Origin of the sequence: Winogradskya consettensis (assembly GCF_018332715.1) — a bacterium.
Classification (GTDB): domain Bacteria; phylum Actinomycetota; class Actinomycetes; order Mycobacteriales; family Micromonosporaceae; genus Actinoplanes; species Actinoplanes consettensis.
This window is the reverse complement of sequence record NZ_BOQP01000001.1, coordinates 24829-43074: the sequence shown is the minus strand read 5'-3', so window position 1 is coordinate 43074 and position 18246 is coordinate 24829. Positions and strand designations below refer to the sequence as shown.

The 18246-nt window shown below is 70.7% G+C and carries 23 protein-coding genes and 1 pseudogene; 15 read left to right on the top strand and 9 right to left on the bottom strand.

The features are described from left to right. Nucleotides 1-465, top strand: coding sequence for an SRPBCC family protein (locus Aco04nite_RS00220; RefSeq protein WP_212995168.1), 465 nt, complete (start codon nucleotides 1-3; stop codon nucleotides 463-465). Nucleotides 466-597: 132 nt separating this feature from the next. Beyond that, nucleotides 598-837 (top strand): hypothetical protein, encoded by a 240-nt coding sequence (locus Aco04nite_RS00215; RefSeq protein ID WP_212995167.1) that lies wholly within the window; start codon nucleotides 598-600, stop codon nucleotides 835-837. A 35-nt stretch (nucleotides 838-872) separates the two neighbouring features. Here Aco04nite_RS00215 and Aco04nite_RS00210 read toward each other — a convergent pair whose 3' ends face one another. Next, nucleotides 873-1460 carry a toast rack family protein gene (locus Aco04nite_RS00210; RefSeq protein ID WP_244875635.1) on the bottom strand — a complete coding sequence of 196 codons (588 nt, stop codon included), beginning with the start codon at nucleotides 1458-1460 and terminating at the stop codon, nucleotides 873-875. Between the two features lie 229 nt (nucleotides 1461-1689). On the opposite strand from Aco04nite_RS00210, the gene Aco04nite_RS00205 reads away from it, so the two are divergent. Next, a complete protein-coding gene (locus Aco04nite_RS00205) occupies nucleotides 1690-1899 on the top strand; it encodes a hypothetical protein (RefSeq protein ID WP_203837768.1) in 210 nt (69 codons plus the stop codon). 6 nt (nucleotides 1900-1905) lie between these two features. Here Aco04nite_RS00205 and Aco04nite_RS00200 read toward each other — a convergent pair whose 3' ends face one another. Beyond that, nucleotides 1906-2367 (bottom strand): hypothetical protein, encoded by a 462-nt coding sequence (locus Aco04nite_RS00200; protein WP_212995165.1) that lies wholly within the window; start codon nucleotides 2365-2367, stop codon nucleotides 1906-1908. 92 nt (nucleotides 2368-2459) lie between these two features. On the opposite strand from Aco04nite_RS00200, the gene Aco04nite_RS00195 reads away from it, so the two are divergent. Then, nucleotides 2460-2816 carry a DUF6401 family natural product biosynthesis protein gene (locus Aco04nite_RS00195; protein WP_212995164.1) on the top strand — a complete coding sequence of 119 codons (357 nt, stop codon included), beginning with the start codon at nucleotides 2460-2462 and terminating at the stop codon, nucleotides 2814-2816. A gap of 783 nt (nucleotides 2817-3599) precedes the next feature. Here Aco04nite_RS00195 and Aco04nite_RS48535 read toward each other — a convergent pair. Further along, nucleotides 3600-4406 (bottom strand): annotated as a pseudogene (locus Aco04nite_RS48535) (mechanosensitive ion channel family protein); the annotation flags it as partial. Between the two features lie 188 nt (nucleotides 4407-4594). Between Aco04nite_RS48535 and Aco04nite_RS00185 the strand changes: the two are divergent. The 8 genes from Aco04nite_RS00185 to Aco04nite_RS00150 all read left to right on the top strand — a co-directional run bounded on the left by Aco04nite_RS00185 (nucleotide 4595) and on the right by Aco04nite_RS00150 (nucleotide 11507). After that, on the top strand, nucleotides 4595-6724 hold the full coding sequence (locus tag Aco04nite_RS00185) for an ATP-binding SpoIIE family protein phosphatase (protein ID WP_212995162.1): 2130 nt from the start codon (nucleotides 4595-4597) through the stop codon (nucleotides 6722-6724). Between the two features lie 19 nt (nucleotides 6725-6743). Further along, complete coding sequence (locus tag Aco04nite_RS00180) at nucleotides 6744-7415, top strand: HAD family hydrolase (RefSeq protein ID WP_212995161.1); 672 nt, start codon at nucleotides 6744-6746, stop codon at nucleotides 7413-7415. A gap of 49 nt (nucleotides 7416-7464) precedes the next feature. After that, entirely contained in the window at nucleotides 7465-8733 is a 1269-nt protein-coding gene (locus Aco04nite_RS00175; RefSeq protein WP_212995160.1) for a cation:proton antiporter, read from the top strand. Nucleotides 8734-8935: 202 nt separating this feature from the next. Then, the gene (locus Aco04nite_RS00170; RefSeq protein WP_244875634.1) at nucleotides 8936-9721 is read left to right on the top strand and encodes a VOC family protein; all 786 of its coding nucleotides are present in this window, start codon (nucleotides 8936-8938) and stop codon (nucleotides 9719-9721) included. Nucleotides 9722-9758: 37 nt separating this feature from the next. Next, the gene (locus Aco04nite_RS00165) at nucleotides 9759-9968 is read left to right on the top strand and encodes a DUF3072 domain-containing protein (protein WP_203837761.1); all 210 of its coding nucleotides are present in this window, start codon (nucleotides 9759-9761) and stop codon (nucleotides 9966-9968) included. Between the two features lie 97 nt (nucleotides 9969-10065). Then, on the top strand, nucleotides 10066-10302 hold the full coding sequence (locus Aco04nite_RS00160) for a helix-turn-helix domain-containing protein (RefSeq protein WP_203837760.1): 237 nt from the start codon (nucleotides 10066-10068) through the stop codon (nucleotides 10300-10302). Between the two features lies 1 nt (nucleotide 10303). After that, nucleotides 10304-10915 (top strand): Clp protease N-terminal domain-containing protein, encoded by a 612-nt coding sequence (locus Aco04nite_RS50190; protein WP_212995158.1) that lies wholly within the window; start codon nucleotides 10304-10306, stop codon nucleotides 10913-10915. 28 nt (nucleotides 10916-10943) lie between these two features. Beyond that, a complete protein-coding gene (locus Aco04nite_RS00150; protein WP_212995157.1) occupies nucleotides 10944-11507 on the top strand; it encodes a suppressor of fused domain protein in 564 nt (187 codons plus the stop codon). 2 nt (nucleotides 11508-11509) lie between these two features. On the opposite strand, the gene Aco04nite_RS00145 is transcribed toward Aco04nite_RS00150, so the two are convergent. From Aco04nite_RS00145 to Aco04nite_RS00130, 4 genes are all read right to left on the bottom strand, one after another. Then, nucleotides 11510-12481 carry a pirin family protein gene (locus tag Aco04nite_RS00145; RefSeq protein ID WP_212995156.1) on the bottom strand — a complete coding sequence of 324 codons (972 nt, stop codon included), beginning with the start codon at nucleotides 12479-12481 and terminating at the stop codon, nucleotides 11510-11512. Then, on the bottom strand, nucleotides 12481-12960 hold the full coding sequence (locus tag Aco04nite_RS00140; RefSeq protein WP_212995155.1) for a MarR family winged helix-turn-helix transcriptional regulator: 480 nt from the start codon (nucleotides 12958-12960) through the stop codon (nucleotides 12481-12483). Before Aco04nite_RS00140 ends, Aco04nite_RS00145 begins: the two co-directional genes overlap by 1 nt. A 194-nt stretch (nucleotides 12961-13154) precedes the next feature. Beyond that, nucleotides 13155-14297 (bottom strand): MFS transporter, encoded by a 1143-nt coding sequence (locus Aco04nite_RS00135; RefSeq protein ID WP_212995154.1) that lies wholly within the window; start codon nucleotides 14295-14297, stop codon nucleotides 13155-13157. Continuing rightward, complete coding sequence (locus tag Aco04nite_RS00130) at nucleotides 14294-14899, bottom strand: HAD-IA family hydrolase (protein ID WP_212995153.1); 606 nt, start codon at nucleotides 14897-14899, stop codon at nucleotides 14294-14296. Before Aco04nite_RS00130 ends, Aco04nite_RS00135 begins: the two co-directional genes overlap by 4 nt. A gap of 61 nt (nucleotides 14900-14960) precedes the next feature. Between Aco04nite_RS00130 and Aco04nite_RS00125 the strand changes: the two genes are divergently transcribed. Next, nucleotides 14961-16127 carry an ROK family protein gene (locus Aco04nite_RS00125; RefSeq protein ID WP_244875633.1) on the top strand — a complete coding sequence of 389 codons (1167 nt, stop codon included), beginning with the start codon at nucleotides 14961-14963 and terminating at the stop codon, nucleotides 16125-16127. Here the strand turns inward: Aco04nite_RS00125 and Aco04nite_RS00120 are convergent. Then, on the bottom strand, nucleotides 16116-16772 hold the full coding sequence (locus Aco04nite_RS00120; RefSeq protein WP_212995152.1) for a nucleotidyltransferase domain-containing protein: 657 nt from the start codon (nucleotides 16770-16772) through the stop codon (nucleotides 16116-16118). The two genes, Aco04nite_RS00125 and Aco04nite_RS00120, sit on opposite strands and share 12 nt — an antisense overlap. A 17-nt stretch (nucleotides 16773-16789) precedes the next feature. On the opposite strand from Aco04nite_RS00120, the gene Aco04nite_RS00115 reads away from it, so the two are divergent. Further along, on the top strand, nucleotides 16790-17338 hold the full coding sequence (locus tag Aco04nite_RS00115) for a GNAT family N-acetyltransferase (RefSeq protein ID WP_212995151.1): 549 nt from the start codon (nucleotides 16790-16792) through the stop codon (nucleotides 17336-17338). Here the strand turns inward: Aco04nite_RS00115 and Aco04nite_RS00110 are convergent. Beyond that, nucleotides 17326-17742: a hypothetical protein gene (locus Aco04nite_RS00110; RefSeq protein ID WP_212995150.1), complete on the bottom strand. Its 417-nt coding sequence runs from the start codon at nucleotides 17740-17742 to the stop codon at nucleotides 17326-17328. The genes Aco04nite_RS00115 and Aco04nite_RS00110 overlap by 13 nt on opposite strands. Before the next feature lie 45 nt (nucleotides 17743-17787). Between Aco04nite_RS00110 and Aco04nite_RS00105 the strand changes: the two genes are divergently transcribed. Then, nucleotides 17788-18246, top strand: coding sequence for a GNAT family N-acetyltransferase (locus Aco04nite_RS00105; protein ID WP_212995149.1), 459 nt, complete (start codon nucleotides 17788-17790; stop codon nucleotides 18244-18246).

The window sequence follows — 18246 nt, the reverse complement described above, 5'->3', positions numbered from 1 at the left end:
GTGAGTACCGTTACCGAATCTGTTGACGTCGACGTACCGGTTCGCACCGCGTACAACCAGTGGACCCAGTTCGAGGAATTCCCGAACTTCATGGGCGGCGTGACGGAGATCCGTCAGCTCGACGCCACCACGACCCACTGGAAGACCAACATCGACGGCGTGAAGCGCGAATTCGACGCCAAGATCACCGAGCAGCTGCCGGACGAGCGCGTGGCCTGGACCTCGACCGAAGGCAGCAAGCAGGCCGGCGTCGTCACCTTCCACCGCCTCGACGACACGACCACTCGGGTCACCTGCCAGATGGACTTCGAGCCGGACGGCGTGGTCGAGCAGGCCGGCGCCAAGCTCGGCTTCCTGGACCGCCAGGTAAAGGGTGACATGAAGCGCTTCAAGGAATACATCGAGCAGCGCGGTGGTGTCGAGACCGGCGGATGGCGCGGCCAGGTCGACCGCCCCCAGCCGTAACCACCCCGTTTCACGCGAAAGGCCGCCGGTTGGTTCCGGCGGCCTTTTCCGTACGCCCGGAGCGCCCTCGCCGTTGTCGCGTTCACATGCGCGATCGGGTATGCAAGGCGCAGGTCTGGGTAGACGACAGATATGACTGATCGCGAGAATGACGGCGTGTGGCGGGACGAGGAAAAGCTTTCCGTGCGGGACCTCAGCGACGCCATGGCAACCTGGGACACCGACGGCCAGGGCGACCCGACCGGCAACGACGCGGGCGAGGAACAAGCCTTCGGCCACGGCCCCCACCCCACCGATTCCGGGGGCGCCGACACCACGGACCCCGATCGCGAGTTCCGCCCCAGCACAACAGGCCGCGGCGGGCCCAACTGACGCTCTGATCGTGTCGCACCCGCCGGCTACGGCGCTCAGTTGTGGAGCGCCAGGGCTCCCACGGTGGAGCGGATGTCCACGGCGTAGCCGGCTGCGTGCGTACCTGGATGGGTGTTGATGATCGCTCCGGGGGCGGCAGGGGCCGGGACCTTCGACGGCATCGCGACCGACCCCGCTCCCCCGTGCAGCCGGAACCAGACCGCGGTCCGGTCCGGGACGCCGATGTCCAGTTCGCCGACCGCGCCGCCGATCGTGATCGGCACGGTCGCGTCGGACGGGCGGGGCAGTGCGAGGCGCACCAGGGCCGCGCCGGAGCCGAGCCTGATCCTGCTGATCCGCCCGCCGGCCAGTTCGAGGTGTTGTTCGCCCGCGCCGGCCGGGAGGTTCAGGTCCCAGCGCACCGTACGGTTCAATTCGATCGTCACGGTGTCGGGGCCGTTCGCGCCGGTCGGGGTCAGGGCCAGGCGGACGCCGCCGGGTGGGCCGGTCACTCGCGGAGACAGGCCGGAATCCGCCTGGGTGGTGATCCGGTAGAGCAGGTCGGGGAGCGCTACCAGGCGGATCTCCACGCGGGAGGCGGCGTCGCGGACGCTCAGCGCAGCCGTACGGCGACCGTGCGACACACCAGCTACGACGTGAGGCTGGATTTCGTCTGATGGAGCCGTCACTCTGGGTTGCGGGGGCGGCGGATCGGGGCTGCAGGCCGCTAGAAAAAGCGCTGTGAGCAGGGCAAATGGGACGCGTTTACCGCGCGTTGGAGGATGGCGACGCTGCGCAGTAGGCACCATCGGACAACCCGAGATCGGCCGAAAGGGTGACGGCGATCCGTCCGTTTCTGGGCAGACTGGCCGAATGCGATCTGCTGCTGGTTTCCTCTCCGAGCGTCAGCGCCGTCTCGCCTGGGTGGGCTTCATGCTCGCCGCTTTTCAGGCTCCTGTTGCGGCCTCGCTGATCAACGACGCCTCCTGGCTCTTCGCCGTCGTCGTCGCCCTGGTCGTCGCCACGGTCATCCTCGCCGACGACAACCAGCGCCGGCAGCCGGCAGCCGCCGAGCTCGAATAACCCCCGTCACGGGCGGGATTCCTGAGCTGGCTGAGATTCTTGAGTTGGGCGGGATTCGTGGCCCGGGCGGCCATGGGTGCGGCGGCGTTCCTTGAGTTCGGCCTCGTAGAGGTGGCGGCGGCCTGCCGCGAGTTCGTCGCGGGCGGCCCGCTCCAGCGTGCGGAAGTCGGCGTAGTAGCCGTCGTCGTACTCCTCGACGATCTGGAACGTCCAGCGGCCGGCGAGCACATTGCGCCCGATCAGCTCGTCCTCGATGCGGTCGGCGAGCCGGGCGTGACCGGCCTTGCGGAACAGGGCCACCGCGTCGTCGAGGTTGAAGTCGGCCTGACCGGTGAGCTGGTGCAGCGCGTAGAGGTGACCGCGGATGCGCTCGACGGTTTCGAGCGACTCGCTCAGCTTGCCCAGGGCCTCGACGGTGACGTCGTCGAGCCCCTCGGGTCGGCTGTGGGCCTGATCGGTAGCGGTCATGACCGGGTCAGTTCCCCACCGACGGGCAGTTCAACCGAGCTGCACCTGTTCGGGGAACCGTCAGCTACCCCGGGGTCCCTAACTTTCATCTTATGAATGGCCTGTTCAGCGGCGCTGCCGCCCGTGCTGCCCTGCGTTCCGCCCACGCCTGCCTCGCCGAGCTGACTTCCTCCGTAGGAGTGAGCGGACTCGAGGCTTCCGACCGGTTCCCCGGCTTGCTCGCCACGGTTGACCAGCACGTTGCCGGCATCCGCGACAGCCTCTCCACGGACGTCCGCCCGCTGACCCCGGTCATCCTGGCCGCCTACGCCGAGGGTGTCCGTGACGCCGCCTTCAAGCACGGCTGGCGCCCGCCGGTCGGCGAGATCGACTGGACGGTCAACGACTGGGTGCTCAACCGCCTCCTCGCGGTCTGCGCCCTCGCCCGCACCCTCCCCGCCCCGGCCTGACCCACCAACCTCCGACCGCCCGCACCGCCCGCACCACTTCACCGTCCGCCAGGCTGCACAGACCGCCCGGGGCCGGCACCTGATCAAGGTGCCGGCCCCGCCTACGTTCCCGGCCACCTACTTGTCGTCGCGCGGGTCCGTCGGCGGCACGGGGTGGATGATCTCGGTTTCCTCGTCGTCGTCATCGTGGCCGAAGCCGGGTACCGGGTTGTGATCGCGCGGGCGCCGCTGCACCGGAATGATCTGGGTCTTCTCGCCCGCGGTCTCCTCGAGCAGCCGCTGCCGCTCCTCCTCGGCCCGCGCCTCGGCTGCCCGCTCCGCGAGGGCCTGTGTCCGGGCTTCGCGCTCGGTCAAAGCCTGCGTTTCAGCCTCATGCGATGCCAGAGCCTGCGTTTCAGCCTCATGCGATGCCAGAGCCTGCGTTTCAGCCTCGTGCTCGGCCACAGCCCGCGCTTCGGCTTCGCGCGCGTGTTCTGCCCGGCGTGCGGCGTCGCGTACGGCCTCCTCGCGCTGTTCCTCCGCCACCCGCTCCGCCTCGGCCTGCTCCTCCTCGGCCCGGCGGCGAGCGTCCTCCGCCGCCTCCCGAGCAGCCACGGCCCGTTCCTCCTCAGCCTTGCGAGCAGCCTCAGCACGCTCGGCCTCAACCCGGACGCGCTCCTCCTCGGCCCTGCGAGCAGCCTCAACGCGCTCTTCCTCGGCCTTACGCTCAGCCTCGGCACGCTCGGCAGCGGCTTTACGCTCAGCCTCGGCACGCTCCTCGGCGGCCCTGCGTTCGGCCTCGGCGGCCTTGCGCTCGGCCTCGGCACGCTCAGCAGCGGCCTGACGCTCGGCTTCGATCCGCGCGGCCTCGACCCGTCGCGCCTCTTCCTCGGCCTCGCGGGCCAGCCGCGCTTTCTCGTCCGAGTAGGTCCGGGCGTGCTGACGGATCACCGCGGACTCCTCGCCCGCCCGCTCCAGCCAGGTGTCCCACCGCTGCTGCATGGGCCGGATCAGCCCGCCACCGACACCGACGATGACGACACCGGCGATCGTGGCCAGCACGGCGATCAGCACCGGCTGGGTGACCGTCGTGGCGATCTGCACCTGGTCGAGCGCGGCGATGACGCCGAGGGCCACGATCAGCCAGTACGCGACCTGGGCGAGCAGCCGCCCATACGCCAGACCCCCGAGCGCGCTGCTGATGAGATCGCGGGCAGCACCACCGATGGCCGCCACCACCACGATGATGACGATCGCGATGAAGGCCCGGGGCAGCCAGGAGACCAGGGAGGTCAGCAGATCGCTGACCGCGTTGGGGCCCCAGATGCCGAAGGCGAGCTGGAGTGCGAAGAGCAGCACGGCGTAGAACGCGATCTTCGCGCAGAGGTCGCTGGGTTTGATCCGGTCGCCCAGGGCGCGGCCGATCGGGCCACGCTCGACGGCGCGGTCGAAGCCGACCCGGCTCAGGGCCTTGGCGACGACCGTGCGGACCAGCCGGGCGAGCAGCCAGCCGATGATCAGGATCGCGACGAAGGCCAGTGCGGCCGGTATGAACAGCAGCACCGACCGCCACATGTCGCTCAGCGCGTCGCTCAGTTCGGACCCGCTCATGGATAATCTCCCGGGAGCTCGGGGGGATCCGGCACCGGGCCGGCTTGGTGGAGAGAGTAAATCGGCTACCGTCAACCCGCACCAGCAGCAAGAGGCGCAGTGGCATCATCCGCGCGTACCGGACAGAACAGAACGTCCGGTGGGTGGCCCCATCGTCCGAACGGCCGAGGCGGGCTACGCTCAAGGACATGGTCGGCATGGGGAGCCACTCCGGGATGACGACGCTGCCCGCCCAGGGCGCCGGCGTGCCGGCCCGGGTGCCGAGCTGCGCCGAGCTGGTCGCCGCCCACCCGTGGCAGGTCACGCCGCTGGGGCCGCGTGAGAGCTGGGATCAGGCCGTGCGCTCCACGATCGACGTGGTGCTGGCGTCGCCGGTGCCGATGGCGATGGCCTACGGCGAAACCTTCGTGCTGGTCTACAACGACGCCTACGCGGACATCATCGGCACCAAGCATCCCGCGGCGATGGGCTGTCCCGCGGCTGACGTGTTCGGCGAGGCCTGGCACGCGCCGGGGCTCGGTGACATCGTCGCGGACGTGTTCCGCACCGGCCAGTCGTTCCTCGAGGCCGAGACGCAGGTGTCGGTCCCGCGCGGCGGTCACGTCGAGCAGGCGTCGTTCACCAGAGGCCATTCCGTCGTACGGGACCAGCACGGCGCCGTCGTCGCAGTGCTCACCGTCGCGGCGGAAACCACCCACGTGACCCGCCGCCTGCAGAGCCTCGGCGAGCTGACCGCCCGGCTGGCGTCGGCGCTGACCATCGACGACGTGGCCCGGGTCGTCCTGTCCTATGCGATGACCTCGTTCGACGTGGACCACTGCGTGTTCTCCGTCGATGACGGCGCCGAGTTCCGGTATGTGCGGCGTATCCGCGGCGAGATGATCGACGAGGCCGACGAGCGGCTGCCCCCGCTGTGGAAGCGGATCCCCGCCGAGCAGCCCGGCTCGCCGATGGTCACGGCGGCGCAGAGCGGGCGGCCCTCGTTCGTCTCCGACGGTTCCCCGCTGGCGGAGATCGCCACCGACCGCCATGAGCGCCGCATCAAGGCGCTGGCCGCGATGCCGCTGCGCACGGCGTCGGTGCACGGGGCGCTGACCATGGGTTACCGCACCGCGCATTCGTGGCTGCCCGCCGAGAGAGCGCTTCTCTACGCGGCCGCCGAGCTGGTCGCGCAGGCCACCGAGCGGGCCCGCCGGTTCGAGGCGCAGCACGGCACCGCGCAGCTGCTGCAGCGCTCGATGCTGCCGGAGCACCTGCCCGAGCTGGATCGTTTCCGCATCGCCGCGCGCTATGACGTCGGTGTGGACGGCAACGCGGCCGGCGGCGACTTCTACGACGCGTTCGAGCTGGCCGACGGGCGCCTGGCGATGGTGCTCGGTGACGTGGCCGGTCACGACGTCCGCGCCGCGGCGGTGATGGGCCAGGTCCGGGCGGCGTTGCGGGCGCTCGCCCTGACCGATTCGGCACCCGGCACGGTGCTGGCCGGGCTGGACCGGCTGGTCGGCTCGCTCGGCGCCGAGTCCCGCAACGAGGAGATCTTCGTGACCGTCGTCTACGGGGTGCTCGATCCCGCCGACGGCACGATCACGCTGGCCAGCGCCGGCCACCCGCCCCCGGTGCTGCGCCGGGCCGGGCACGGGAGCGCGAGCGCGGAGCTGGTGACCGTGCCGCCGGGAGCCCCGCTCGGGCTGGGTGGGCGCTGGCGGACGGCCACGGTGCAGCTCGAGCCCGGCGACACGATCCTGATGTATTCCGACGGCGTGGTGGAGCGCCGCGACCGTCCGCTGAGCGACGGGCTCGACGCGCTGGTGACGGCCACGGCGGCGGCGGCCAGTGGCGACCCCCGCAATCTGTGCTCCTTGGCGACGGCTGCGGTGTCCGGGCGTACCGACGATGATGTGGCTGTGCTGGCAGTGGAGCGGGCGGTGGCACTCAGCCGGTCCGCGACGATGCTGGTCCCGGCCGAGCCGACCGGCCCGAGCCGGGTGCGGCAGTGGATGACCACCCGGTTGCGCGACTGGGCGGTTCCGGAGCCGGTGATCGGCGCGGCCATCCTGTGCACCAGCGAGCTGACCACCAACGCGCTGCTGCACGCGGGCACCCCCGCTCAGGTCCACATCGATCTCAGCGCCGAGCGGCTGCTGGTCTCGGTGGCCGACACGGGCACCCGGGGCAGCGTCACCCGGGCCCGCACCGACGCGCTGAGCAGCCGGGGCCGCGGCCTGGGCCTGATCGAGGAGCTCAGCGACACCTGGGGCACGGACCCGACGGTCCGCGGCTCCACGGTGTGGTTCGAAATGCTGATACCCGCGCCCTGATCGGGGTAGAAACCTGCGTATGACAGCTAAACGGGCGGTGCTCTTCGACGTCGACGGAACCCTGGTCGACACGACCTACCTGCACGCGGTGGCCTGGTGGGAGGCGTTGCGGCAGGGCGACCACGACGTACCCATGGCCGAGATCCACCGCGGGATCGGGATGGGCTCGGACAAGCTGGTGGGGCACCTGCTCGGCGACGACCGCGACAAGTCGAAGGACGACGAGCTGTCCACCGCGCACGACGTGCTCTACGGGGCGTGGTGGGAGCGGCTGCGGCCCCTCCCCGGCGCCGCCGACCTGCTGCGCGAGTGCGCCGGGCGCGGCCTCGCGGTGGTGCTCGCCTCGTCGGCCAAGGACGAGGAGCTCGCCAAGCTGCGCAAGGTCATCGACGCGGACGACGTGATCGACGCGGCAACCTCGTCCTCGGACGCGAAGGCGAGCAAACCCGAGCCGGACATCCTGCAGGCGGCGCTGGACCAGTCCGGGGTCGACCCGGAGCACAGCGTGTTCGTCGGCGACGCCGTCTGGGACGTCAAGGCCGCGGCGAAGCTGGGCATCCCGTGCATCGGGCTCGCGTGCGGCGGGACCAGCGCTGCGGAGTTGCTGGAGGCGGGGGCGGTGGAGGCGTACGCGGATCCGGCCGAGCTGCTCGCCGAGCTGGACCGGTCCGCGATCAAAAAGCTCCTGTAGCCGACGCCCGGCCCGCATGATTTCCCGTGGGCCTGGGCAGTCAGGGCGGGTGCAGCTGTCCGACCTCCTCTTCGCGCTCTTCGGCGTCGGGGCCCTGCTGGCGGGCATCCTGCCGCGGGTCCTCGAACGCCGCCCACTCTCGATGCCCATCGTCTTCCTCGCGCTGGGAATGGTGCTGTTCGCACTGCCCCTCGGTCTACCGAGGGCCGACCCGCTCGCTCATCCCCTGCTCACCCAGCACCTGACCGAGGTCTGCGTGATCGTCGCGCTGATGGGTGCGGGCCTCAAGATCGACCGTCCGCTGAAGGGCCGGCGGTGGAATTCCACGTGGCGGCTGCTGATCATCGCCATGCCGGTCACGATCGGGGCCGTCGCCTGGCTCGGCTGGTGGTGGGCCGGGCTGGTGCCGGCGTCCGCGCTGCTGCTGGGTGCGGCGCTCGCCCCGACCGATCCGGTGCTGGCCGCGGATGTGCAGGTCGGCGAGCCGACCGACGAGGAGGACTCCGAGGACGAGGTGCGGTTCGCGCTGACCTCGGAGGCCGGGCTCAACGACGGGCTGGCCTTCCCCTTCGTGTACGCGGCCATCGCCCTCGCGACCGCGGCGGTGACCCACGAGAGCTGGTTCGGCGAGTGGGCGCTCAAGGACGTGCTCTACAAGGTCGTGATCGGCGTGGGCGGCGGTCTGCTCGTCGGCCGGCTGCTCGGTCAGTTGTTCTTCCGGGCCCGTAACCGCAACCTGCGTCTGGCCCATCACTCCGAGGGATTCCTCGCGCTCGCGGCGACCTTCCTGGCGTACGGGCTGGTCGAGGTCGCCGGCGGCTACGGCTTCCTGGCGGTGTTCATCGCCGCCCGCGGGATCCGGTCGGCGCAGCGATCGCACGACTATCACCAGGTGCTGCACGACTTCGCCGAGCAGATCGAGCGGCTGCTGACCGTCCTGCTGCTCCTGCTGCTCGGCGGCGCGGTCGTCGACGGCCTGCTGAGCGCGCTGACCTGGCCCGCCGCATTGATCGGGCTCGCACTTATTCTGGTGGTACGCCCGATATCGGGATTCCTGTCGCTGCAGGGTGCACCGGGCCGCACTTCGGAGCACTGGGTAATCGCGATCTTCGGAATTCGCGGCATCGGATCGTTCTATTACTTGGCGTACGCAATGAGCCACGCAACGTTTCCCGCACTCGATGTCATATGGGCGACAGTGGGATTCGTCGTCATTGTGAGCGTGGTGTTGCACGGCGTTGCGGTGACGCCCGTGATGCGGCTTCTGGACCGATCCAACGAGCGCTCCCGCACTCCGGAGGAGCGACACGCTCAGTAATCGACACCACGCTAGGTAATCAATGTGCCGCAAAACCGTAGTTTATTTAGGACATTGAACCCGGATATAGTGGCGGAGCGTATTCATACCTGTAAGGTGATCGGCAACTCCCCCTTGGCCGGATCTTCTTGGCCAGCGACCACTCCCCATGGCCGGTTTCCACGATGGACCACGACACTATGGACGACGAAAGGTGCGGCCGATGCGTTTACGGGGCTTTGCGCCGGGGACACCCTGCTGGGTCGAGCTGGCAAGCGCGGATCCCGCCCGGGCAGCGGAATTTTATGCTCGACTTTTCGGCTGGGAACCAGCCGGTGACCGTTTCAAGCTGAACGGGCGCGCCGCGGCGGGCCTGACCCGCACCCGCGCCGACCGGCCCCAGGGCTGGATGACGTATCTCACCGAACACAATCTCGAGGCCTCCCTGCTGCGCGTCCATGAGGCGGGTGGCCGCCTCGTCGGCGAGCCCACCGACGGGCACGGCGGCCGCTCGGCGGTCATCGCCGACCCGGCCGGCGCGATCCTCGGCATCTGGGAGCCGCGTGACTTCACCGGCACCCAGGTCGGCGGCGAGCCCGGCACCATGACCTTCCCCGAGCTGCTCACCGATGACGCCGTGGCCGCGGCCCGCTTCTACGGCCAGGCGTTCGGCTGGCTGCTGCGCGACGAGTACGGCAGCGACGGCACCCGCGGCGAGTGGATCACCACCGCTCACGACGCCATGGCCGGGCTCGCCCCGAGCCGCGGCGGCAGCTGGTGGCGCGCGGCGTTCCAGGTCGCCGACTGCAACGAGACCCTCGAGGACTGCCGCGCCTACGGCGGCACGGTGATCTCGGGCGTCGCGGAGACCGGCTTCGGCACCTACGCGGAACTGCTCGACCCGTGGGGCGTCCCGTTCTCCATCGCGGCCCCCGCATCCGTCCCGATCGAGTTGACTATGCAGCTCAACGCGGTTTCAGGCATGGAGTTGACGTTCGGCGGGTACTGATACGCCTGTTCGAACATCTTCGTCCGAGGGGCAAGTCATGGCTACGAATGAGCAGGATACGACGTCGAACACCATCAAGGATCCCGCGGACTGGACGACCGGCGACGAACCGGCCACCGGGGCGCAGGAGTCGTATCTGCACACGCTGGCTTCCGAGGCACATGAGGACGTGCCGGAGGGCCTGACCAAGGCCGAGGCGTCCCAGCGCATCGACGAGCTGCAGGAAGAGACCGGTCGCGGCCGGTAGTACTTGTGGAAAGAAGGCCGGCACCCGCCGGCCTTTTTTCATGCCCTTCGTGTCAACTCTGGTTGACACAGCGATCCTGTCAACGTAGGTTGACACCATGACCGAAGCAACCGACCTCGCCGCGGCCGCGGGCAGCACTGACCCCCGGGTCGGGCTGCGAGCGGTCGTGGCGCTGCGCCGCCTCCTGGAGGGCCTCGAATACCTCCAGGTCAGCAACGCCCGCCGCAAGGGCTGGTCCTGGCAGGAGATCGCCGACGCACTCGAGGTGACCCGCCAGGGCGTCCACAAGAAACACGCCAACCGAGTGCCGACGCAGGACCCACGGGAGAGCTGACATGTTCGAACGATTCACCCACGCCGCCCGCGACGCCGTCGTCCGCGCCAAGGCGGAGGCCCAGGAGCTGCATCAGGCGCCGGTCGGCACCGAGCATCTGCTGCTGGCCCTGCTCGCGGACGGGACCGGCCCGACAGCCACCGCCCTTGCTCTGACCAGCAAGGGAGTCGACGCCCACTACGTACGGTCCGAGATCGTCCGGCGGGTCGGCACCGGCTCCGCCTCCCTGGACCCGTCAGCCGACCGGGACGCCGCGGACCGGGAAGCGCTCAAGGCGATCGGCATCGACCTCGACGCGGTCCGGCGCACCATCGAGGAGAACTTCGGCCCCGGCGCATTTCACCTGGCGCCACCGGCCCCGAAACGCCGAGGACTGCTGCGCCGCCGCTCCCCACGCAGCAGCTCGTTCTCACCACGCAACAAGAAGGTGCTGGAGTTGTCGCTGCGCGAGGCCCTGCGCCTCAAGCACAACTACATCGCCCCGGAGCACATCCTGCTGGGCCTGATCCGCGAGGGAAACGGCCTCGCCGTGCAGATCCTCACAGAACGCGGCGTCGACCTCGATCAGCTGCGCACCGAGGCCACCCACTCGCTGAACGCCGAGGCCGCCTGAGGTTCCCCGCTCTGGAATGATTCGCCGGGTGGCTGACCTGATCGAACACCTGGAATCCCATCTCGGCCGGATGACGGGCGGCAGCCAGGGCGACGAGGAGACACCTCAGGGCGTACACATCGCGTTCTTCGGTCCTGACCCGAGCCTGCGCGGAGCGACCACCCTGACCACCGTGGGTCTCTCCCGGCGTCACCTGACGCTGCCCAGCGGCGAGGCCTGGCATCAGGAGCTCCTGATGCACGTCCCACCCGGCGACTTCCCCCCGCGAGCGGCGGGTCTGCTGTTCCAGCTCGCCGGCGAAATGGTCAGCCGCGGTTCGGGTCTGCAACACGGACAGGTGATCGGCCCGCGCGGGCCGCTGTTTCCCGGAGCCCGCACCACCGCGATGGTCGCGGCCAGCCCGCGATACCTCCCGGAGGAATTCTCGGTCTGCCACACCGCCGAGACACCGATCGTGCTGACCTGGCTGATCCCGATCACCACCGCGGAGGCCGCGCTCATCCGCGAGCGCGGCTGGCCGGCCCTCGCCCGGGCCTTCGCCACCGAAGACCCGGACCTCACCGACCCCGCCCGCCCCGACGTGGTGTTCTGACCTCAGTTGGTGTGGGGCAGCCGGCCGGCGGGGATGACGCCGAGGCGGCCCTTCTGGAAGTCCTCGAAGGCCTGCTTGAGCTCTTCCTGGGTGTTCATGACGAACGGGCCGTAGTGGGCGACCGGTTCGCGGATCGGACGGCCGCCCATGATGAAGAGCTCCATCGCCGGGATGTTGGTGTCCTGGGTCGCGGCGGCGTTGACCCGGATCGCGTCGCCGGCCGAGTGGGCGGCGAGCTGGCCGATCTGGATCGGGCGCTTCTCCACACCGACGGTGCCGCGGCCGGCGAGGACGTAGACCAGGGCGTTGTAGTCGGGCTGCCACGGGAGGTCGAGCTGGGCTCCCGGCTGCAGCGTCACGTGGGCCAGGTTGATCGGGGTGAAGGTCGAGCCCGGGCCCGCGTGACCGCCCACCTCACCGGCGATGACCCGGATCAGGCTGCCACCGTCCGCCGTGGTCAGCAGGGCCGACTCCTTGCCACGGATGTCCTGGTACTTCGGGGCGATCATCTTGGCCGCGCGGGGCAGGTTGACCCAGAGCTGCAGGCCGTGGAACAGGCCACCCGTGGTGACGAGCTGCTCCGGCGGGGCCTCGATGTGCAGGATGCCGCTGGCCGCGGTCATCCACTGGGTGTCACCGTTGGTGATGCTGCCGCCGCCACCGAGGGAATCCTGGTGGTCCATCGTGCCGTCGATCATGTAGGTCACGGTCTCGAAGCCGCGGTGCGGGTGCCACGGCGTCCCCTTCGGCTCACCCGGCGCGTAGTCGACCTCACCCATCTGGTCCAGGTGGATGAACGGGTCCAGCTCATTCATGGGTACGCCGGCAAACGCGCGCCGGACCGGGAAGCCCTCGCCCTCGTAGCCGCTGGGGGCCGTCGTGAGGCGCCGGACCGCGCGATATTTGGTGGTGGTCTGGTCGAGCTGCGGCAGGCGCGGCAGCACGAGGACGTCGTCGACGGTGATCGCGGGCATCAGCGGTTCCCTTGGGTGAGAAGTGGGGTGACGGGGCGCAGTCGGGGGCCCAGACGGCTGAAGACAGCGGTCAGGGTGGCGATCTCGTGGTCGTCGAGGTCGTCGACGAAGCTGTCGCGGACGGTGGCGAGGTGCAGCGGCGCGGCCTTTTCGAGGGCGGCGAGGCCCTCGGCGGTCAGCACCGCCTCCTGACCACGGCCGTCGTCGGCGCAGCTCTGTTTGCGGACCAGGCCACGCTTGACCATCTGCGCGATCTGGTAGGTCACGCGGCTCGGCGAGAACACCATCCGGCCGGCGAGCTCGCCCATGCGCAGGCGCCGCCCCGGCGACTCCGAGAGCACCACCAGCACGTGATAGTCCGGCATGCTCAGCCCGGTCGCCGCGCGCAGCTCGTCCTCGAGCCGGGTCTGCAGCGCCCAGGAGCTGTCGATGTAGGCGCGCCACATCGCTTGCTGACGGGCGTCCAGCGGTTCGGCCATGACAGAGACAGTAACTCCTTCAAATCTGAAATACTAGGGCGCGCGTCACTGCCCCCCGCTGGGCCGGGGCGGCGGGCCGGGGCGGCAGGCCGGGGCGGCAGGTCGGGGCGGCAGGTCGGCGGGCCGGGGCGGCAGGTCGGCGGGCCGGGGCGGCAGGTCGGCGGGCGCCGGGGCGGGGCGGGGCGGGGCGGTGGTCAGTCGCGGCGGCGGAGAAGGAGCAGGGCGGCCAGGGTGGGGAGGATGATGAGGTAGGCGAGGCGGAGGTCCAGGACGTCGGCGAGGCGGGCCAGGGCGGCGGGGGCGGCCACGATGGCCGTACCTGAAGCAAGGGCTCCCAGGGATGCGGCGTGCCTGCCGCTCAGGCCCGGGGTAGCGACCAGGGTGGCGAGCGTGACCGGGTAGAGCGTCGCCACACCCAGGCCGGCCACCACCAGGCCCGCGGTCACCACCGCCGGGTCACCGGAAGCGACCACCAGGACCGCGCCCACCGCCGTAACCGCGGAGGCAAGAGGAACCACGCCGGTCAGCGGAATCGTGACGCCCCCGCGGCGCATCGGGAGCACGCCGAGGAGCAGCGGCGCGGCGGCCCGGCCCAGTGCCATGCCGATCGGGAAGGCCGTGCCGAGCAGGGCGGCCCGGGAGACCGGCAGTCCGGTTCCGGCCAGTCGCGCGACGGCCCAGATCGTGAAGCAGAACTCCACCGAGACGGCCAGGACCATCACGGTCCAGCGCCGGCCCGCGACGCTCAACGCGGGACGCTCTATCGGCGAGGACCCGACGGGCGCGGCAGGACGGGCGGTCAGGGCCAGAAACAGCAGCAGCGGTACGCCGGCCAGCAGCGCGACCCGCCCGTTCACCAGCCCGGTAGCGTCCACGCCGCCGATGAGAGCGGGCGCGAGCACCGCGGCGGCACTCCCCGCGGCGGTGGCCCTGGAAAGCTGCGAGGTCGCGCCGGCCCCGGTCAGCAGCGCGGGCGTGACCAGCACGAACGCCGCGCCGCCCACGCCGAGCAGCAGGGCACCCGCGACCACCAGGGGCATCGCGGAGGAGAGCCCCAGCAGCGTCAGACCGGCCGCGAGGGCCAGCGATCCCGCCACCAGGGCAGGGCGCGGGCCGTGACGCAGCAGGTACGGCCCGGCGGGAGCAGTCGCCAGCAGGCCGAAGCCGAACGTGGCCGGCAACCAGGCCAGGCTTTCAGGGGCGACGCCGAGGTCCCCGGCGAGCAGGACGAGGCACGCCCCGAGCCCGGTGATGCCGAAGCCGAGCACACCCTGTGCGATGCCTGCCTGCATGACCGGCGACAACCCACGCGGGCGGAGCGTCTCGACCGTGGTCATGGGGCGAGCAGCGGGGCGAGTTCGGCCAGGCTCGTGATGCGCAGGTCGCCGTCGACGCCCTTGAGCGCTGCCACGATCGCGCCCGCGGCCCGGCCCGCTGTCACGCCGACCTCGGCGTCCTCGACCACGAGGCACTGCGCGGGCGCCACACCGAGCAGCTCCGCGCCACGCAGATAGCCCTCCGGGTCCGGCTTGCCCACCCGGATGTCATCCACCGTGACGAGGACCGGGACCTCGATGCCGGCCGCGCCCAGGCGGGCCTTCGCCAGGCGGACGTCGGCGCTGGTCACGACGGCCCACGCAAGGGTGAGCCCGGCCAGGAGGTCATGGGCGCCCGGGGTCGCGACGACGTCGGACAGGTCGTCGTACTGAAGCTCCAGCTGGCGGTCGGCAGCGGCTCTGACCTGCGGTTCGGTCAGGTCGGGCCGCACGATCCGGACCGTACGCCCGGCCGGCGCGCCGTGCGAGACCGCCATGACGGCGGCGGGGTCGACGCCGTACTCTCCGGCCCACACCGTCCAGGCGCGCTCGACGGCGGCGTCCGAGTCGACCAGGGTGCCGTCCATGTCGAAGAGCACTGCCCGGATGGCGCTGAGGTCCACGGTTCCTCCAATATTCTCGTTGCACGAGGATATCTTCAGGATAGACGTGAAGGCGGTGCTCATGGCAAGTTCCGGCAGATTGACAGCGGGTGAAGCCCGGTGGCACACGGCCGCCCAGGTCCTCACCTGGGTACGCGCCCACCCCGGCGGCACCCGCGCCGAACTGACCCAGGACCTGCGGCTCAACAGCGGGCTGGCCACCGAGATCACCGCCCGGCTGCGAGCGATGCGACTGCTCGAGGAGACCCCGGCGCCCCGGGCCACGGGACAGCGCGGCCGGCCCACGACCGTGCTCGGCGCCCACCCCGAGGGCCCGGTGCTGCTCGCCGTCGACCTGCGCACCGCGGAGTGGCGCTCAGCGGTGGTCACGCTCGACGGGCAGCTGACCGAAGCGGCGAGCGTCCGGCACGGGTCACGGTCGCCCGGAGCGGTGCTGGCGGCGATCCGGGGGCGAGTGGACGCTGTGCTCCGGGCGTACGGAAATCGGGTCCGGGGTGTGTCTCTGGCCGTCGCGGGCACGGTGCACGAGGGGCGGCTCGTGCAGTCCGCCACGCTCGGCTGGCGTGATGTTGACCTTGGCTCGGTGAGCGGTGCCGTGCCGCTGCTGCTCGGCAACGACGCGACGCTGGCCGGGGTCGCCGAGGCTCGGACCGGGGCGTCGGTCGGAGCTTCCACGGCGCTGCATCTGATGGTGGTCGTGGGGGTCGGCGGGACGGTCACTGTGGACGGCCGGCCTGCCACGGGATCGCACGGGGCCGCGGGAGAGTACGGGCACCAGCCGTACGGTGACCGGAAATTGATCTGTCCTTGTGGGGCCCGGGGGTGCTGGGACCTGGAGGTGGACGGGCGTGCCCTCGCCCGGCATCTCGGGGTGGCCGAGCCCCGGGATCCGGCGGAATTTCTGCGGGGCAACCTCGGGGCGGGGCCGGCGGTGGGGAAGGTCGCGGGCGCGCTGGGCGGCGGGGTGGGGGCGCTGGTCAACGTGCACGATCCGGCGACCGTGACGCTCGGCGGGCTGGCACCGCTGCTACGGCGGGCGGCGCCGGACGCGTTCGAGCGGGCTTATCTCGACGGGCTCATGGCGTTCCACAAGGGACGGCCGCCCGCGGTGGTCGATGCCGTGCACGGGGACGACGGGCCGCTGCAGGGGGCCGCGGTGCTGGGCCTCGACGAGATCACCAGCGAGGCCGCCCTGGCAGCATGGGCAACGCTTCCGCTACCTCAGTAGCGTCAAGTCGTCGCCCCAGGCGTCGAGGATGTCGCCGTGGCCCTGGTCGCGGGCCAGGGCTTCCACCGCGGGGAAGAGGGACGCCGGGTTCGCCACCGCCCGTTCCGGCAGGGTGGCGTCCCACGGCGGGTCCAGCGGGTAGGTCTCCAGTTCCCAGCGCAGATATTTGTTGTACGGGCGGACCCGGCCGTGCAGCGCGAACACGGTCAGCAGCAGCCACGACACACTCTCCGCCTCGTCCAGGCGGGCGGCCACGTGCTCGTCGTCGCGGCGGCTCTTCGCGGCGCGATAGAGGAAGTTCACGTAGCCGTCCAGGCCTTCGCGAGCCCAGGTGACCGCCTCCTGCGCCGTGGGGGTCGCCTGGCGGTGCACGAGGTCGGTGATCTGACCGGAACGGCGGTCGACGAGGGTTTTCGCGCCGCGGAATGCGTACCGTTGCCAGATGTCTGAAGTGTCCGCGAGGTCTTCGATGGTCACCACCGCGACGTCCAGCGTTGCGGTGCGTCGCGCGTAGTGCGCCGGACCGATCATGACAAGGTCGCGGTCGGAGTGGACGGTGGCCGTGCCCCGGGCGTGTGAGCCGGTGAGGATCAGGCCCTCGACGGCGGGATCGGCGGCGAGCTGCTCGACTTCGGCGGAGGTCATCGGGCCATAATCTGACGGTGGAGCTCAAAACCCAACGCCTTTTGCTGCGCCCGTTCCGAGCCGGTGATCATGAGGCCGTGCACGCGTTCGCGTCCGACCCGGAGATCGTACGGTGGATGGACTGGGGGCCGAACACTCCCGAGGAGACCAGCATCTTCCTCGGGCTGGCGTTGCTATCCGAGACCGAGCGGCCGCGGCGGGCGTACCGTTTCGCGGTGGTCCGGGCCGCCGACGACGCCCTGATCGGCTCGGCCGAACTCCACATCGAAAGCCCGGAGAACAAGCGCGCCACGATGGGCTATCTGATTGCCCGGCCGGCCCAGGGCCACGGGTACGCCACCGAAGCCGGACAGGCCCTGATCAGCCTCGCCTTCGACGAGCTGGGCCTGCACCGGGTCACCGCCACGTGCGACCCGTCGAATGCCGGTTCCGCGGCGGTGCTGCGCAAGATCGGCATGACACAGGAGGGGCACCTGCACGACCATTTCCTGATCCGCGGCTCCTGGCGCGACCGGCTGCTCTTCGCGGTCCTGAATTCGCAGGCCCGCGTTTCTCAGGCCCGGTAGTAGATCTTGGCCTGGTAGCCCGCGCGGGTGGGGTGCCAGCCGATGTCGTCCACGTCGATGATCTCCGGCCGCCCGGCGAGCCATGACGCGGCCATCTGCAGGGCCTCCGCCGGGGTCGCTCCGGTGACGGTCATCCGCAGCACCTCGCGCTCAGCCGCAGCCGGCGCCCGCCGCGTCTCCGCCGTCAGCATCGGTTCCGGCCCGCTCACCACCGCGGTCGGCCCCACCGCCTGCCCGTCGAGCACACCCTGCACGAACCAGTCGTTGATCGTCTCGTCATGCTCGACCGCCCACCCACTGATCCGCCCGACATCACTGGCGATCGCGTGCTTCGCGTTGTCCAGCGCGGAATCCAGGGTGGCGACCTCGAGATCCTCGCCGTTGTACTCAACCCGGTACGTCATGGCGACCCGATTACCCACTTTCGCCGACGGGTAGGCCTCCCGAGCATGATTACCCCAGCTCACCCCACCGACGTGCCGCGCCTCCTGCAGATCCGCCGCGTCGCCTTCGAGGCCCAGGCACCTGTCGCCGATTCACCTCGCGAGGTCGAAACCCTGCTCGCCGACGTCGACCCGGCCCACCTGGTGGCGATGGCCGCGAGCGGGCGCTTGTTCGTCGCCCGTATCGGCGAGGTCATCACGGGTCTGGCCGGGTGGGAGGACGACCGCTTGCGCCACGTCTACGTCGACCCGCCGTTCACCCGCCAGGGCATCGGCTCAGCCTTACTGCACCACGTCGAGCACGATTTCCGTACGCGCACAGCCCACCCGGCGATCTACGCCGGAGTAGCGATGCACGCCCGCGACTTCTACCGGGCCAACGGATATGTGCTGGACCGGCAGGCGGTCGCCTGGGACGGCAGCGCCTACCTGGAGATGAGCAAGCCCCTGCGGCGGGACGGCTGA

Excerpts from the sequence above, each read along its gene's own strand:
- Aco04nite_RS00200 (WP_212995165.1), bottom strand. The coding sequence starts at position 2,367 with ATGACCGCTACCGATCAGGCCCACAGCCGACCCGAGGGGCTCGACGAC.
- Aco04nite_RS00185 (WP_212995162.1), top strand. The coding sequence starts at position 4,595 with ATGGTCGGCATGGGGAGCCACTCCGGGATGACGACGCTGCCCGCCCAG.
- Aco04nite_RS00195 (WP_212995164.1), top strand. The coding sequence starts at position 2,460 with ATGAATGGCCTGTTCAGCGGCGCTGCCGCCCGTGCTGCCCTGCGTTCC.
- Aco04nite_RS00205 (WP_203837768.1), top strand. The coding sequence starts at position 1,690 with ATGCGATCTGCTGCTGGTTTCCTCTCCGAGCGTCAGCGCCGTCTCGCC.
- Aco04nite_RS00160 (WP_203837760.1), top strand. The coding sequence starts at position 10,066 with ATGACCGAAGCAACCGACCTCGCCGCGGCCGCGGGCAGCACTGACCCC.
- Aco04nite_RS00170 (WP_244875634.1), top strand. The coding sequence starts at position 8,936 with ATGCGTTTACGGGGCTTTGCGCCGGGGACACCCTGCTGGGTCGAGCTG.
- Aco04nite_RS00120 (WP_212995152.1), bottom strand. The coding sequence starts at position 16,772 with ATGACCTCCGCCGAAGTCGAGCAGCTCGCCGCCGATCCCGCCGTCGAG.
- Aco04nite_RS00140 (WP_212995155.1), bottom strand. The coding sequence starts at position 12,960 with ATGGCCGAACCGCTGGACGCCCGTCAGCAAGCGATGTGGCGCGCCTAC.
- Aco04nite_RS00135 (WP_212995154.1), bottom strand. The coding sequence starts at position 14,297 with ATGACCACGGTCGAGACGCTCCGCCCGCGTGGGTTGTCGCCGGTCATG.
- Aco04nite_RS00125 (WP_244875633.1), top strand. The coding sequence starts at position 14,961 with ATGGCAAGTTCCGGCAGATTGACAGCGGGTGAAGCCCGGTGGCACACG.
- Aco04nite_RS50190 (WP_212995158.1), top strand. The coding sequence starts at position 10,304 with ATGTTCGAACGATTCACCCACGCCGCCCGCGACGCCGTCGTCCGCGCC.
- Aco04nite_RS00165 (WP_203837761.1), top strand. The coding sequence starts at position 9,759 with ATGGCTACGAATGAGCAGGATACGACGTCGAACACCATCAAGGATCCC.
- Aco04nite_RS00145 (WP_212995156.1), bottom strand. The coding sequence starts at position 12,481 with ATGCCCGCGATCACCGTCGACGACGTCCTCGTGCTGCCGCGCCTGCCG.
- Aco04nite_RS00215 (WP_212995167.1), top strand. The coding sequence starts at position 598 with ATGACTGATCGCGAGAATGACGGCGTGTGGCGGGACGAGGAAAAGCTT.
- Aco04nite_RS00110 (WP_212995150.1), bottom strand. The coding sequence starts at position 17,742 with ATGACGTACCGGGTTGAGTACAACGGCGAGGATCTCGAGGTCGCCACC.
- Aco04nite_RS00180 (WP_212995161.1), top strand. The coding sequence starts at position 6,744 with ATGACAGCTAAACGGGCGGTGCTCTTCGACGTCGACGGAACCCTGGTC.
- Aco04nite_RS00105 (WP_212995149.1), top strand. The coding sequence starts at position 17,788 with ATGATTACCCCAGCTCACCCCACCGACGTGCCGCGCCTCCTGCAGATC.